Here is a 15,721-nt window from a genome sequence, read left to right as displayed (position 1 = left end):
TTTGTTCCTCCTATTTCGCCTCTAAAATCTGTTCTTTTGCATGCACGAGCGCTGTCAAAAAGTCACAGTAAGGCGTAGCGATCCCGTATTTCTTTCCTTTACGTGAAATCGCACCGTTGATATAGTCGATTTCTGTCAAACGGTTGTTTTTGATCAAATCTTGATGCATTGATGGGAAGTGCATACCGATCGTTTCAGGATCAAAGCAAGTTTCACAGTGGGCGACTGCTTCTTCCACATCTAAATCAATATTTTCGGCTTTTGCTACTTGACCAAATTCATTTACGATAGCAACAACCATATCATGAGCTGTAGAAGTACGACCAAGTCCTGCCATATTCACGTCTAAAATCGTACATAAGCCGTTCATCGTGCCATTGACACAAGCTTTACGATAGATCGAGTAATGGATATTACTTGAATACTTCGCATTCAAACCAGAGTCAGCTAAAGTTTCTGCCAATTCTTTCGCAGCTTCTTCTTGACCGTCTCCTAAGTTTTGTAGTTCTACTGAACCACTACCGAATAATTTCACACGTCCAGGACCTTCTAAGCCTGCCGTCCACATTGTATTACCAATAAAAATATTTTTCATTGGTACAAATTTTTCAATAATATCTTCATGGCCGATTCCATTCAATAAACAAAGAACTTTTGTCTCATCTTTGATCATTGGACGGATATCTTCCAACATTTTTTCTAGTTGCATTGCTTTCGTGAATAAGACGATCAAATCAACTTTTTCTACGTCATTGATCTCTGATTGAAGAACGACTGGGATATCGACAACGATGTCCTCACCGTTAAAGTTAGCTTTCAATCCGTTTTCTTTGATCGCTTCTACATGGTCTTTCCAACCATCGATCAATGTCACGTCATTTCCACCTTTTTGCAACATGAGTCCAAACCGACTCCCCATTGCACCTGCACCAGCAATTGCTATCTTCATTTCTTTGTTCTCCCCCTTTAATTTGGTTATACGACGAATAAGCAAATAATTCCTCTCACGATCATTCAATCATTCACAATGTCCACTAGTTATGACTGATCATTCGCTTGAAAAACTATTTTACTTGACTCATTTTCCCATTTCCTTTGATTTATTTCAAATAGCCTGATTGATTACTCACAAACGTAAGCGTTATCTATCCATTTTAAGCCCTAGTAGATGGGTTGTCGTACGACACTAAGGAGTATTATACACTAAAAACAACCCGTTTTTTTAATATAACCTCGATTATTTTTGTTAATTTTCAAATCAACTACGTTATATAACTAATCAGATACAATTGTGAACTACCACACGATCCGATCCAAAAAACAGGTTATCTGGTACTTTATAAACATATATTTCGCTAAAAAATCCTATTCCTCCTATTTGTTTTAAAAAAAAGCAGCTACCAGAAAGGATCACTGGCTTGCTGCTATTCATTACGCAATCTTGTCTATTTTTTTCAATCAGGGTGCCGCATCAATCGATTGATATGCACACCTAGATAGGTAACTTCCTCTTTCGTGATTTCCTGTTGGATCATTTTCTGGATATACTGCCTTACTTTGTCTGCATTTTCCATCGCCAATGGATACAAGGTACACATTTGCTGATATAGCCCATCATCTTGTCCATCCAGCATTTTATTCGCAAACAACCGTTCAACGAAAAAACGAACATGAGTAATAAAACGACTATAATGGATCGAGTCTGGAGCAATGTCGATTCGAATCGAATATTTTACTAAGTTGACGATGCCACCAATCATTTTCGCTTGCTTCATACTATCGGTTCCCTGACTTTCTTGAGACAATGAATTAATGACATGAAAGGCGATATTTGCCGCTTCTTCAATGGGTAACTCGACATCGGATTTTTCATTGAAGATCATTAGCGCTTGCTCCGCTGCTTGATATTCTTCCGGATAGTAATTCTTGATCTCCCAATATAACCGATTGGTGATGATGATTCCTTTGGCCATACGTTCAACTGAAAAATGTAAATGATCAGGTAATGTTAAATAAATACTAGAGTTTAACCGTTTCCCTAGTCGTTTCTCCATACTGGAGACCATTGCTTTCGTTAATTCAAAATAGGTCAAAGGAACCTCTTTGATCAAATCCAATAATTGCATGGCTTTGCCTTCATCATAGGGCAGATAGATCTCATCAATCGAATCATCCGAGATGATCTCACCGGGCTTTTTGCCAAAACCGATCCCTTTTCCTAAAGCAATCATTTTTTGCTGATTGCTGTCGATCAATACCACACTGGAGTTAAGCACCTTTAGTATTTTCCTCATGATATCCTCCTTCGCTCATGGTTACTCCTTGAGCGCATCGAACAGTTCCTTCACTCGATGGATCGACCGTTCGTTCCAATAACTTCTTTATACCAGTAAAATGAATCTTTACGCAAGCGATCATAACTTCCATTTCCTTCATCATCTGCATCTACATAAATGAATCCGTAACGTTTTGACATTTGAGAGGTTCCGGCACTGACTAAATCAATAGGTCCCCAACTTGTATACCCAATCAAATCAACCCCTTCATCGATGGCTGCTTTCATTGCTTTGAAATGTGCAGTAAAATAGGCGATTCGATAGGGATCATGGATTTCATCGTCAATCACTTCATCAAAAGCCCCCATGCCATTTTCAACGATCATCAAGGGTACTTGATAACGGTCATATAATTCTAGTAAAGAAATTTTCAAGCCTAAAGGATCAATTTGCCAGCCCCAATCTGTCGCTTCTAAATAAGGATTTTTAACACCCAAAACGGTATTCCCCGGTGTCCGCTCTGCCTTTGGATCTGCGGATTCACACATAGACATATAATAACTAAACGATAGGAAGTCTGCCGTATGTTCTTTCAATAATTCTTTATCACCAGGTAACATGTCGATCGTGATATGACGGTTGGCTAAGTCTTTCAAAACGAGTGGCGGATACATACCTTTGACTTGAACATCCGCATAAAAATGATTGTTCATATTCTTTTTCAATGTTCGTTCCACATCTTCTGGTCGACTCGTCAACGGATAGGTCATCAATTTGGTCAACATACAACCAACTTGGCTACCAGGGATCTTTTCATGGCAATGTTTCGTTGCTAAAGCCCCTGCCACAAATTGATGATGTAACGCTTGATAGATAGCCGCTTCGATTTTGTCTGGTTCGATCGTATCAGTCAAAATCCCGGCAGTCGTAAATGGATGTCTAAAAATACTATCCACTTCATTGAACGTCAACCAGTAATGAACGTACTCCCCAAATTCGTCAAAACAAGTATCTACAAATCGAACAAAGTCATCCACCACACTTCGTTGAATCCAACCGTTGCCTTTCATCGCTAATGCTAATGGCATCTCATAATGAGACAAGGTCACAATCGGTTCGATTCCTAAGCGCTTCATTTCTTTAAAAACTTCTTTGTAAAATGAGACACCTTCAGGATTAGCTGTCTTTTCATCCCCGTTTGGAAAGAGTCGGGACCACGCAATCGACAAACGTAATGTAGTAAACCCCATTTCTGCAAATAAAGCTAAATCCTCTTTGTAACGATGATAGAAATCGACCCCTCGTCGTTTAGGGAACCACTTGTCTGTAAGGTCGGCTATTGCTTCTTCTACTTTTTCGATTGTCACCCCTACATGGGCTGCGTAATCTTTGTTGTCTACATTAGGTTTATAAGTTGCAACATCTGCCACAGATAGCCCTTTTCCACCAATATCCCATGCTCCTTCTACTTGGTTTGCTGCAATTGCACCTCCCCATAGAAATCCTTCGGGAAAACCTGTTTGTGTCATATCCATTTTTCTATTCCTCACTTTCATTTCTTCATTTTACTAAAGCAGAAATCATCAATAACTCAGTTTCGGGTGTCACTGATTGATTTTCTACTTGATGATCGATGTGATACTCCTTCTGATTGGTCACGACCACCACAACGACTGGATCAAATCCTGCTTGTTTGATTTTTTCAATATCAAACGCAAGCAAACGCTCGCCTGGTTGTACCATCTGACCTTCTTTAACAAAAGCCTGGAAGCCTTCACCTTGTAACTTGACTGTATCGATTCCTACATGAATCAGTAATTCTACTCCGCTCACCGTTCGTAAGCCGATGGCATGACCTGTCTCAAATAGCATGGTCACTTGTGCTTCTTCAGGAGAAAAAACAATACCTTCTTCTGGAATGACTCCGACACCTTCGCCAACCATCCCACTAGAAAAGACATCATCTGGGACTGTTTCAAGAGGAATCACTTGACCTTTGACTGGGCTCACGATACCCCAAGTTCCTCCCCTACGACTCTCGTTCTCTTCTTGTGAAGTTGCTTCTTCTTGATCTTTAAAAAATACCAAGCCACCTACAAACGACACGACAAAAGAAAGAGCTGTACAGACAAATGCCCAGACAAGGTTCATCGGTTGATCTGCACTAGCAAACATCGTGATACTCGCAATCCCTGGTCCAACCAATGCGAAGGCTTCTAAAGCCATGATCCCGGCAAATATCCCGCCGATGAAACTAGAAACCATCACGATACTCAATACCCGTTTGTGTAAGATCGTGACCCCATATAATGCGGGTTCAGTGATACCAAATAAAGCTGAGATTCCTGCAGAAATCGCTGTTTGTCGCAATTTTGTATTTTTTGTCTTTAAACTTACGGCAAAACATGCACCAGATTCAGCGATATTATGTGCCAAAGAAGCCGGTAAATAGAGCATCTCTTTTCCTAACTCTCCCATTGAAGAAACAGCATAAGGAATCATCGCTTTGTGCATGCCAGTAACGACCATCAATGGTAGAACTGCGGCAAGTAAGCCTGTCGCTAACCAGCCTAATCGTTGATATAACTCGACGATCAAATATGAGAATGCGCTACCAACGTTATAGCCTAACGGTCCTAAAATCAGCAGTGCAACTGGGACAGTCACTAATAAAGCAACCATCGGAACAAAGAAAATACGAATCGGCTTCGGAGAAATTTTCGTGACATATTTTTCGACGATACTGTAAAACAACACCGTTAAGATTGCTGGGAAGACTTGAGAAGCATACGCAATATTTTCAATTGAGAACCCTAGAAAGGAGGTTCCGTCTGCTAGAAGGGTTGCCATTTCTGGTAAAAGCAAAGCACTCACTGCTGAAACAGCTACGATTTCATTGACTTTTAGCTTTCTTGCCGTCGTCATCGCAACTAAAATCGGTAAGAAGTAAAGAGGCGCTCCTCCGATCAAATTCAATAGCAGGTAAGTAGATGAGTTTGCATCCATCACACCCAATAAAGATAAGAGCAGTAAAAGTGATTTTAAGACACCGCCACCTGCAATCGCAGGGACCAACGGTTGAAAGACTGAAATGATAAAATCAAGTAAAATTGTTCCAATAGGTTTCTTTTCTTTGTTTATGTTCTGATCTGCCGAAATTTCTCCGATCAGTTTGGCTAATTCGTCATAAACTTCCACTACTTCATTCCCAATGATTACTTGGAATTGAGCATTGCTCCGAACACCAATGACCCCATCTAAGCGTTCTAACTCTTCACGATTTGTTTGTTTGACATCTTTCAACGTAAAACGAAGTCTAGTTGAACAATGTTCCAAATGAATGATATTTTCTTTTCCGCCAACGAATTGTAAAATATGCTTTGCTAAAGTTTGATGATCCATTTTTTCCACTCCTTCTTTCGTTTTTCTTTTTCGCTGCGCAGACAAAAAAGAAAAAAGCAGGCAAGACCATAAGAAATAACAACAAAGGATTCTTTGTGTGTCTTTCTTTAGGTCCTGCCTGCTTTACCAGTCACATGCCTGTTTTATTTACATTTACTATAACAAGTATTTTTTAAAATTGCAACCCCTTTCTTTTTATTCATTTAGCCACGGCTAAAAATCTCATAATCGATTTCATCGACTGATTTCGCCACGAGGATTGCTGAATACACATCAGAATTGACATTCAAAATCGTACGCAACATCCCTACCAACCATTCAACACCGCCAAAAATGGCAATACTTTCAATAGGTAACCCCATTTGCGGCACGATGATGGCTAAAGAAACGAGCCCCGCACCAGGAACTACCGCATTGGCTAAAGAAATAAAAGTGGCTAAAATCGCAAGATAGACCATGGTCGTCCATCGAAACTCTACTTGGTACATCTGGGCGATCGTGATCACCGTCAGTGCCATGTGCATTGCTGAGCCATTACTGTTCAATGACATTCCTAATGGTAAGACTAAGTGACTGATTCGCTTACTCAACCCTAATTTATGTTGTGTTTCTTCTAATTCGATTGGTAAAGTGATGGCTGAAGAAGTCGTTGCAAGTGCCATGATCGACATATTCTTCATATTCATGATCAATTTTAACGGATGTAATCGGCCGTATATACTGACAACAACTAACCATCCCAGTAAGAACAATACTGTAGCTAAGCTATACACCAGTAGATATTTTACCATTGGCAGAATGACTTGTGCGCCTAATTGGCTGATACTGCTACTCACCAAGGCAAATATCCCAATAGGGGCAAAATGCATCACATATTTGATGACTTGGATAATCACTTCGTTAAAATCAATGATTAGTTGAAACAACTTCGATTGGGGCTGTTTTTGTCCATATTGATTCAAGGCTAGGCCAAAAAAAATCGCGAAAACAATGATTTGGATAATCGAACCTTGCGTAAGGGATTCAAAAATATTTTTAGGCACAAACTGGAGAAACGTTTCTTGAATCGACAGCTCTTGCGCCTCGATCGTAGGACTTAATCGCTCTATATGTTCCATGCCAGATCCAGGCGTAAACAAAACAGCCAATAACACACCCCATAAAGCTGCCAATAAGGAGGAAATCCCAAAGATGAGCAAGGTGCGTGTCCCAATACTTGCTAATTCCTTCAAATCAATACTACCTAAAGCTTGAATGATCTGACCAAGAATCAATAATGGGATCGCCATCTGCATCAGTCGTAAAAATACTTCGCCAATCGGTTTTAACACAGACGCACTCATTGGCCAGAACATCCCTACCAAAATACCTAAAGCCAATGCAAGGCTAATTTGAATGATCATGGCATTTTTTTTCATCACTCGTTACCTCGTTTGTTGGATCACTGTTCCCGCACCTTCAGTCAAATGGTTCAATTTTTCAATGGAAGTAATGACTGCTTGACGTTTTGGATCACTTGCAACAAAACGGACCGCTGCCTCTACTTTTGGCAACATACTTCCAGCTGCAAAATGACCACCAGCTACGTATTCTTTTGCTTCTTCGGGAGTCATCGTCTCTAAGGCTTGTTCTTCTGGTTTTCCATAGTTGATATAGATATGCTCGACACCAGTTAAAATGATCAAACGATCGGCACCCACAGCGTCTGCCAATACGGCTGCTGAGAAATCTTTATCATTGACCGCTTCCACGCCTTGATAAAGCCCAGATGATTCAATTACTGGGATACCACCTCCACCTGCACAAATCGTGACAACATTAGCTGCTACTAACGCTTGAAGTGCTTCTTTTTCCACAATTTCTTTTGGTTGAGGAGATGCAACGACTTTACGATAACCACGTCCTGCATCTTCCACGTATGTTCCTTCATTTTTTTGTACCGATTTTTTTGCCTCCTCTTCTGTATAAAATGGTCCAATCGGTTTCGTTGGCTTCTGAAACGATGGATCATTCGGATCAACTAACACTTGTGTCACGATGGAAACGACCGGTTGGGTGATCCCATGTTGCGTAAACGCATTGGTTAACGCTTGTTGTAACCAATAGCCAATACTTCCTTGTGTCATTGCGACACATGTATCCAAGCTCATTGGAGGATTTTTTGCGCTTATTCCTGCTTGTTGCTGCAATAATAAATTGCCAACCTGCGGACCATTGCCATGACAAAGAATGACTTGTTCTCCTTGTTCAACAAAAGCTGCGATAGCTTCAGCCGCCTGTTCGACTATGGCTTTTTGTCCTTTATCGGTTGGATCAGTTTCTAAAATAGCATTCCCACCTAAAGCAATCACATTTAATCCCATGTCTTTCCTACACCTCTTTCTATTACTTCAGCGTTTGTGTACGATCCTCTTTTGCCAATAGGGCAAAGAGAATCAACCCGATGATCAACAAGACACAAGAGAGGTAAAAACCAACTTGCATCGAACCTGAAGTATCTGCTAAATAACCAGTAACGTAAGGAGCTAAAATCGATCCTGACATCCCGATAAAATTATACGCACTTAACGTCGTTCCTAAGGCTGCTCTTGGTGCATGTTTCGTGACAAACGTCACCATGATCGGGTCAAGTGCTAATTTCCCAGTCAATCCATAAAGAATCAGCACTGTGATCAATAAGGTACGATTGGTAACAAAAGCGATAGCAAAAACCGAAACGATTGCTAATGGAACCAAAACAAAGACTAGTTTCTTCGTCGCTCCTGTCTTATCATTGATCCGTGCAAAGAGTAAGGCGCCTGGTATCGATGCCCAAGGGACTAAAGAAGAAATAAAGCCAACACTCGCTCCAGTAAATCCACGTTCTGCAATCAAAAACTGCGGCAACCAAGTAAGAATCACAAAATTAGCATAAATGCTGGTAAAACATAAAATAAAGGCTGCTACTAAGTTACGATTTGTAAAAATCTGCTTCAAAGAAATTTTTTCTTTTGGACCTTCTTCCACTTCTGCTTCTTCACCCGGACGGATCACTTTTTCTTTCAACAATACATAAAACAAAATGCCGACAATCAATGTAGGAATCGCCATCAGATAAAATGGCTTGCTCCAATCATCCCCGTTTTCTAAGACCAATTTACTTGATAGAAGATAACCGCCTGATGTTCCAAAAGCCATACCACTATTAATGATGGCATTTCCAATCGTCCGTTTACTCTTTGGAATCGCTTCTGTCGACAAGGCAAACTGTGGACCGTAGTAAGCACCTTGCCCGATCCCAGCGATGGCACGAATCACTAAGAATAAAATAAACGTCGTGGCTAATCCGGTGAAGTATGTCGCTACTGCCAAAAGTAAAAATCCCACTGTGATGACTAACTTTCGTCCAATTTTGTCTCCGACGATCCCAAAAGGAATCTGAGCGATGGCATATGTCAGAAAAAAGATACTATTTGCTAAGCCTAATTGCGTATTGCTTAAACCGAATTCTTCCCCGACCACTCCCATGATCGGGTTAAAAATCGTTCGTGTGGCATACATCAAGATCCAACCAATAAAAAAGATTGCTACTACTTTGATCCAGTAAGTATCACTGACTCTTACTGCTTGTTTTTGTTTACTCGCTTCCATGTTTCACCCTCACTTTCTTCTCCTTCGATTGCTTGTAGCGCCAACCAAATACCAAAAGCTAGATCCTTTCCCGAAGAATGACCAATTCTCATGATTTTCTCTAACTGTTCTTCTATTTTCTCCTCTTGGTTTTGTGCTAAGTCTGAAAATAATTGATACACTAGTGAATTGGCGTACCCCTTTGTCGCACAAGTTAGATATGCTTGGCTGATTGCAGTCGTTGCCGTTTGGGCTTCTCCCAGAGCAACCGCTAGCGCGATTCCTCTGGGATCTGAAACAGTCCCTAAAACAAGCTGATAACCCATCAATAGGTCATCACCACTAGGCGTCAACCCTTTGCCTCTGCCTAAAAGATAACCAACGACTTCTTGCCATTCAGTTGTCGTCCACTCTCTGTTTGGTTGTGCCATTCGAGCAAACAGCGTGGATGCACGTTTATCTACCGGTAACCCGATTTTTGTCTGCCAGTTTTTTTCAGCCAAAAATGGTTTCAATAAAAGTAGTTGTTTTTTCGATAGCCCTAACGTGAAGACGTTGAGAGGAACCAGCCGACACGGTTTTAATGTCACTTGTCTGACACTTGAAATACTGTAAATCGTCAATACATCATCACTTATTTTTACACGATTTCCTGTTTGAAGAGCCGAAGCAAGTGTGTTAAATCGATCTTCAGGAAGATTGATACCAAAACTAGATAGATAGTCATGAAAACAGGCGATATTGATCAATTGTTGCTTGATTTCAACATTAAAGGAATGCTCAAATACGCTGTGGATCACACCTATTTTTCCAAATTGCAAAAGTGGAGATAGATACTCGCTCATTTGAATTTCTTGATTACTCAACGTTGATCCCTAGCTCCTTAGCATAGGCCTCTAAGGCTTGTTCAAAGCAAGCGAGTGGTGCCCGAACTGTACCTGCGCCAATTTGCCCCACTCCAGCATTTTTGTGCGCGATCCCAGTATTTATAACAGGAGTGATTGCTGTTTCCACCACTTTGCGAATATCGATTCCTAAGCAAGTTCCTTGAAAATCCCAAGTTGGTATCGAAAACGTTGGGTTATGCCCTTCGCAGATTTTCGCCATTTCATTTGAGGTTGCTAACGCATCTTCAAAACCACCTGCACCAACAAAACGGGTCACACCTGGTGCTGCGACCATGGCCATTCCACCTACACCGACAGTTTCAGTGATAGCACTATCGCCAATATCGGGATTACCATCTTCTTCATTGAATCCTGTAAAGTACAAGCCCTTTGGTGTATTTACAGGCGCTAGATGCCATGTATCGCCTGTTTCTGCGATTCGGACACCAAAATCGACACCATTACGTGTCATCGTTGTCACGATTGTTCCTTTAGTCCCTTGGCGCGCACCATCGACGATTGCTTTTCCCGTAGCCATCATGATATTCAAGAAAAATTGATCCGTATCTGCTAAGAACTTGATTACATCATATTTTTGTTCTTCAGGAATCTCCGTTTGAATGATCAATGGAGCGATTTCTTTCAGGAAATTCAAAGAAGCAGCAATATTTCTTTGATGGAATTCATCCCCCATCGTAATCGACCGGGCGATCAAAACATTTAGATTCAATCCTTCCTCGGTGAATGCCAATGCTTGATGGATTGTTGGTCCTAGTACTTCTTTGATCCAATCTAAGCGATCAACGACTTCTTGGGAATACGCACCAAAACGTAATACCTTACCGATACCTTCATTCAAGATACAGAAGGCTTGATTGCCTTCTTTCCGGTTTTCAACAATGAAGACCGGCATATCACCAGAAGTGATCCCTCCCATCGGTCCTACTGCTTGTACATGATGACAAGGAATGAATCGCACTTTATTTGCTTCAAAAAGTGCTAATGCTTCTTCTTCGTTTTCTGCCCAACGTTCGAATAACGCTGCACCTAGACACGCGCCTCGCATCGGTCCGGTCATCGCCTCCCAAGTGATTGGCGGGCCTGCATGCAATAGTGTTTTTTGCTTTGGATCATTTAATTCAGGAATCACCGTTTTTGCAGGGACCACATCGACCAGAAACGGCTGTGCGTTCTTGATTTTTTCTGTCACTTTCTGATTTTCTTCATCAATTTGCTCCTGATGCTCTTCCAACGCATCTAAAATTTTGATCATTTTCTTGTTACCGCTCGCGCGAGGCCGCCAATCCAACTGGACTGTTTGTCCACCATAGGTGACAATCGATTTGTTGAAGCTTTTCAAACCGACATTCACTACACGCGGTTTCGTCGTCAACAACTCCATGACTTGCTCACTCGGTTGTGGTACAGAAACTGTTTTTCCATCATATGCTAAGACTTCTTTATCTGCTTCAGACAATCTGATGCCTTTTAACAACAACGCCAGTTGAACCGCTTTAGCATTACTCTCTGCGACAAAAACACCTGCTTCTTTCAAACGTTCCACTGATTTTTGGTAGTCTTGTGGATCATTCTTCGTCCCACACACTGTCGCCACGAAATAAAGTTCACGTCCTGCTTTTTCCGCTTCTGACTGCACAGATTGGATCGTTGGTAACAATGCACCCACCATGTCTTCATGGGCACCATATCCTAAAACAATATCAAATAAGATGACGCCAGTTTCTTCTTCCTTGGCGTACTCTTCTATTTTATGGATCCGGACTTCCGGATCGATCATTGGATGTGGTTTACCTTGTGTATAACGATCATCTCCTAAATCAATCACTTCATACCCTTGAGATTTCAAGATATACCCATCTTCTTTGACCAGACCACCTAAATCTAATGCTTCTGAAATCAGCATGCCTGCTTCAGCTGCGAGCGTTCCTCCAGAATATAGCCCTTTGACGACTTTTTCTTTAGCAAGCGTCAAGACACCCGGCTGTTCTAGTGCTTCAAAGTAATTTTTTTTCACTGTTGCTTCGTTTGCTAAATCCACAGCGATACGGGCAGTTTCCTCTAACGTGTGTGCCAGATAGACTTTTCCTTCGTGATTCGTTGGTTTTTCTCCTAAAAATATAGCGACGACTGGTTTTGAAATACTCTGCAATAATTGCACTACCTCGTCACGTACCTCTTTTGCAGGTGGCTTAGAAATCACACAGATCACATCTGTTGGTTCATGGTTTTCAAGTGCCACGATTGCATCTTTGACCGTTATTGCTCCCACCATGTCGCTCAAGTCACGACCACCGGTACCAATGGCATGAACCACACCTCCACCTAGACGATCAATGATTGTCGTCACTTCTTGGATACCCGTACCAGATGCACCAACTACGCCAATATTTCCAGGTGCGACAACATTCGTAAAAGCAATTGGGATACTCGATAAAATACCTGTCCCACAATCTGGCCCCATCATCAGTAATCCTTTTTCATGCGCTAGTTTTTTCAGACGGACTTCATCTTCGATCGCAATATTATCCGTAAATGAAAAAACATGCAGATTATTCTTCAACGCACGTGCCATTTCTGCTGCGCCGTATTCCCCCGGAATACTAAACAAGGCGACATTTGCATCTGGTAATTGTTTCAATGCTTCTTTCCACGTGGTCACTGATTTATTCGGTTGTGCTGTCTCTTTTGCTGATAGATCCGCTAAAAAATCATCAATCATTGGCAGTACCTTTTCCATGATTGATTCATCCTCACTCTCTACCACGATCATTAAATCGTTCGCAGACGCAGTTTGTGCCTTTTCTGTTAAAAGTGACGTGTTATTCAAAATATCTTTATTAGCATCCGTTCCCATCATGATCTGGCTCATGTTGACTTCCTCAAGCGAATTGATTTGATTAGTCAATAGCATCAAGTTGATGGAATCTTGATAATTATTTGGTAAAACAACCGTTTCTAACATAATGCCCCTCCTTATTCATTCTTACACTGTCATTGTAGAAGATTAAGAAAGTGTTTTCATCGGACGTATTTCTAAAAGAATGCTATACTTTTTATCCATAAAAGGAAAAAAGGAGAATATGATGAAATTAAGGGAGTTATTATTGCTAGGTGAACTAAAAAAAGGGAAGATTCTAACGAATGAGATTGGTTTAGATAATGAAGTCGAAACTGCAATGGTCTTAGAAGCCATTGATATCGAAAATTGGAGCAAACAAAATCAGCTGATCCTGACCTCGTTTTATGCATTGAACGACTTGTCAGAAAAAGAACTGGAAGATTTTTTCATCAAGATGTGTCAAATCGGGATCAGCGGTCTTGTGTTAAAAACCGATCGTTTTATCAAGGTGATCCCCGAATGGTTTATTGAGTTATGCTTCAAATATGAAATCCCATTGATCAAAATCAGTCAAGAGATCAGCTATGAAAAAATTCTATTAACGATTTATGAGCCGTTACTCAATGCACATGCCCATACTTTACGAACCTACTATGAAGCACGCCAAAGATTCAACCGTCTAGAAAAACAGTTTTCTTCTTTAGAAACGATCATGCAAGAGTTTTATCAAATCATCGAACTTCCTTTTTCCTTAAAATTGCTTGATAAAGAAATCGAAATTTGCGAAGGGATGATTCCAACCGATGCCATCGTACTCTCACGTGAATCGCTGCCACAAACAGATTTCATGAAAAACGATTATTCTTTACTGACACTTTATGCTCAAACAGACTCGAAAAAACGCTATGCATTAGAGATTGCGATTTTCAATAACTATTCTCTCAATTGCTTATTGCTTGTTTATCTGAACAACCAACAAATCAAAGAAACCGACCTAGTCATTATCGAAAATGCCATTGACGCCTTGCAAGAAAAATTCAATACAGAAAGCCTATTGAAAAAAGAACGCTATACTCGTTTAAATAATTTAGCTGATGCGATTTTACAAAATACACCACGAAATCCTGAAGAACTAGATAGCTTGCTACAAGAAGCGCATATGCAGTCAAAAGATACTTACCAGACAATCGTCTTTTCAACTAAAGAGATGCAAACGCAATTAATGAAAAATCGCATCCTTACACTTTTACGGACACTGAAAAAAGAGGCGATTTTCTTTGACCAACATCAATATTCAGCTGTTTTATTCAACTTTGCTCAATCGGAAGGGCCTATCACTAAAGATCAGATTTCACGTCTGATGGTAGAAATACTCGCAGAAAATCAACAAGTAACATTTGCCATCAGCCAAGCAAAACCACGACAGGAAATCAAGGAATTGTTGTTTGAATGTTTGGATATTTTGAATTTCAATACCTCATTTTACAATGGCCCTGTTGTGACATCCGAAGATATCGGCATATTCAAACATTTTATTCGAGAAAATCAGATAGCAACATTGCAAGAAGCAATCCCTCTAAAATTGGCGCAGTTGGCTCAAACAGACTATGACTTATTTGAAACTTTTTATTGTTTTTTACAACACAATCGGAATTACAAACAAACAGCAGAAGCAATGTTTTTACATGCTAAAACGATTCGTTATCGTCTCCACAAAATTTCCAATTATCTATCAATTGATTTAACAAATCCGTTACAAATGATCAATCATGAGATTGGCGCCTATATTATCAAAATGAGGAGACAGGCAAATGAAAGAAACCAAACAACTACTCGATGACATTACAGTAACCATTTATCCTGCTCAGAGTGATACACCGAAATATATCCTTTATTTGCATGGTGGCGGATTGATTTACGGATCAAAAGGTGACATACCCAATAGGCTAAAAGATCTCTTTTTAGCTCATGGCTACACTCTGCTAGCTCTTGATTACCTGTTGGCACCAAATACATCTGTAACAGAAATCATTGCAAAACTAAATGAAAGCTTTGATGCCTTAAAAAAGACAATCATTCATGAACACCCCTTTGGTATTTGCGGGCGTTCTGCCGGAAGTTATTTGATGTTCCACCTAACCAAATATTTGTGTGTGGATCGAGGGCTTTCACCCAATTTCCTAATCAATTTTTATGGCTATGCTGATTTTGAATTTCTGAAGAAACAAACCACTCCCACCACACACACATTAACAGAAGAAATGCTTATAGACATTGATCAACAAACACCTACGGCAGACGATCCACTGATGGGTCGCGCCTTACTTTATTACTATGGACGACAACAAGGAATCTTAGCCGATTACTATCGCTTACCGAAATCACTGGATTGGTCGGATTATGCCATTAGTGAAACAGAACTTGCAGTTTTTCCTCCTTGCTATAGTACCGCCAGCACCTCAGACCAAGAAGTACCTTTTGCTTCAAGTAAAAGGATAAGCAAACAGATCCCGAATAGTCGATTCAAACCTGTTTATGATCTAGAACATGACTTTTTGAAACAAACAAACGAGCCCCAAGTCCAAACAGTCTTAAAGGAATTATCAGATTGGTTATCCACCAAAGAGTCACTTTGACATATGGCACAAAAATCTAGTAATAAAAATGAAAAAGCCTATCTCTCGATA

General features: G+C 40.4%; 11 protein-coding genes. 2 read left to right on the top strand and 9 right to left on the bottom strand.

The window, feature by feature from the left end; translation table 11 throughout:
- Positions 1-10 precede the first annotated feature (10 nt).
- The 9 genes from ACH0AK_RS01735 to ACH0AK_RS01695 all read right to left on the bottom strand — a co-directional run bounded on the left by ACH0AK_RS01735 (position 11) and on the right by ACH0AK_RS01695 (position 13,157).
- Positions 11-949: a 2-dehydropantoate 2-reductase gene (locus ACH0AK_RS01735; RefSeq protein WP_010736493.1), complete on the bottom strand. Its 939-nt coding sequence runs from the start codon at positions 947-949 to the stop codon at positions 11-13.
- A gap of 505 nt (positions 950-1,454) precedes the next feature.
- Positions 1,455-2,294: a PRD domain-containing protein gene (locus ACH0AK_RS01730; RefSeq protein ID WP_010736494.1), complete on the bottom strand. Its 840-nt coding sequence runs from the start codon at positions 2,292-2,294 to the stop codon at positions 1,455-1,457.
- A 50-nt stretch (positions 2,295-2,344) separates the two neighbouring features.
- Positions 2,345-3,805, bottom strand: a complete 1,461-nt coding sequence (locus ACH0AK_RS01725; protein ID WP_197970083.1) for a glycoside hydrolase family 1 protein — start codon at positions 3,803-3,805, stop codon at positions 2,345-2,347.
- A gap of 31 nt (positions 3,806-3,836) precedes the next feature.
- The gene (locus ACH0AK_RS01720; protein WP_023519004.1) at positions 3,837-5,678 is read right to left on the bottom strand and encodes a beta-glucoside-specific PTS transporter subunit IIABC; all 1,842 of its coding nucleotides are present in this window, start codon (positions 5,676-5,678) and stop codon (positions 3,837-3,839) included.
- A gap of 203 nt (positions 5,679-5,881) precedes the next feature.
- Entirely contained in the window at positions 5,882-7,096 is a 1,215-nt protein-coding gene (locus ACH0AK_RS01715) for a dicarboxylate/amino acid:cation symporter (protein ID WP_010736497.1), read from the bottom strand.
- A 6-nt stretch (positions 7,097-7,102) separates the two neighbouring features.
- Positions 7,103-8,041 (bottom strand): carbamate kinase, encoded by a 939-nt coding sequence (arcC, locus tag ACH0AK_RS01710; RefSeq protein ID WP_062805817.1) that lies wholly within the window; start codon positions 8,039-8,041, stop codon positions 7,103-7,105.
- Positions 8,042-8,063: 22 nt separating this feature from the next.
- On the bottom strand, positions 8,064-9,308 hold the full coding sequence (locus ACH0AK_RS01705; protein ID WP_023519001.1) for an MFS transporter: 1,245 nt from the start codon (positions 9,306-9,308) through the stop codon (positions 8,064-8,066).
- Entirely contained in the window at positions 9,278-10,153 is an 876-nt protein-coding gene (locus tag ACH0AK_RS01700; protein ID WP_010736500.1) for an oxamate carbamoyltransferase subunit AllH family protein, read from the bottom strand. Before ACH0AK_RS01700 ends, ACH0AK_RS01705 begins: the two co-directional genes overlap by 31 nt.
- The gene (locus ACH0AK_RS01695; protein ID WP_023519000.1) at positions 10,146-13,157 is read right to left on the bottom strand and encodes a bifunctional FdrA/YlbE family protein; all 3,012 of its coding nucleotides are present in this window, start codon (positions 13,155-13,157) and stop codon (positions 10,146-10,148) included. The genes ACH0AK_RS01700 and ACH0AK_RS01695 overlap by 8 nt, the downstream gene beginning before the upstream one ends.
- A gap of 121 nt (positions 13,158-13,278) precedes the next feature.
- Between ACH0AK_RS01695 and ACH0AK_RS01690 the strand changes: the two genes are divergently transcribed.
- Positions 13,279-14,874, top strand: a complete 1,596-nt coding sequence (locus ACH0AK_RS01690) for a PucR family transcriptional regulator (RefSeq protein ID WP_023518999.1) — start codon at positions 13,279-13,281, stop codon at positions 14,872-14,874.
- Positions 14,846-15,670: an alpha/beta hydrolase gene (locus ACH0AK_RS01685; protein ID WP_010736503.1), complete on the top strand. Its 825-nt coding sequence runs from the start codon at positions 14,846-14,848 to the stop codon at positions 15,668-15,670. Before ACH0AK_RS01690 ends, ACH0AK_RS01685 begins: the two co-directional genes overlap by 29 nt.
- Positions 15,671-15,721: the final 51 nt, after the last annotated feature.

Origin of the sequence: Enterococcus pernyi, assembly GCF_045371165.1 — a bacterium.
Lineage (GTDB): Bacteria > Bacillota > Bacilli > Lactobacillales > Enterococcaceae > Enterococcus_B > Enterococcus_B pernyi.
Note: the sequence above shows the minus strand (reverse complement) of the source record. Positions and strands in the feature narration are given on the sequence as shown.

What these genes read in the sequence shown, in the direction of transcription:
- ACH0AK_RS01730 (WP_010736494.1), bottom strand. Translation starts at nt 2,294, where the DNA reads ATGAGGAAAATACTAAAGGTGCTTAACTCCAGTGTGGTATTGATCGAC.
- ACH0AK_RS01695 (WP_023519000.1), bottom strand. Translation starts at nt 13,157, where the DNA reads ATGTTAGAAACGGTTGTTTTACCAAATAATTATCAAGATTCCATCAAC.
- ACH0AK_RS01735 (WP_010736493.1), bottom strand. Translation starts at nt 949, where the DNA reads ATGAAGATAGCAATTGCTGGTGCAGGTGCAATGGGGAGTCGGTTTGGA.
- arcC (WP_062805817.1), bottom strand. Translation starts at nt 8,041, where the DNA reads ATGGGATTAAATGTGATTGCTTTAGGTGGGAATGCTATTTTAGAAACT.
- ACH0AK_RS01720 (WP_023519004.1), bottom strand. Translation starts at nt 5,678, where the DNA reads ATGGATCATCAAACTTTAGCAAAGCATATTTTACAATTCGTTGGCGGA.
- ACH0AK_RS01685 (WP_010736503.1), top strand. Translation starts at nt 14,846, where the DNA reads ATGAAAGAAACCAAACAACTACTCGATGACATTACAGTAACCATTTAT.
- ACH0AK_RS01715 (WP_010736497.1), bottom strand. Translation starts at nt 7,096, where the DNA reads ATGAAAAAAAATGCCATGATCATTCAAATTAGCCTTGCATTGGCTTTA.
- ACH0AK_RS01690 (WP_023518999.1), top strand. Translation starts at nt 13,279, where the DNA reads ATGAAATTAAGGGAGTTATTATTGCTAGGTGAACTAAAAAAAGGGAAG.
- ACH0AK_RS01725 (WP_197970083.1), bottom strand. Translation starts at nt 3,805, where the DNA reads ATGACACAAACAGGTTTTCCCGAAGGATTTCTATGGGGAGGTGCAATT.
- ACH0AK_RS01705 (WP_023519001.1), bottom strand. Translation starts at nt 9,308, where the DNA reads ATGGAAGCGAGTAAACAAAAACAAGCAGTAAGAGTCAGTGATACTTAC.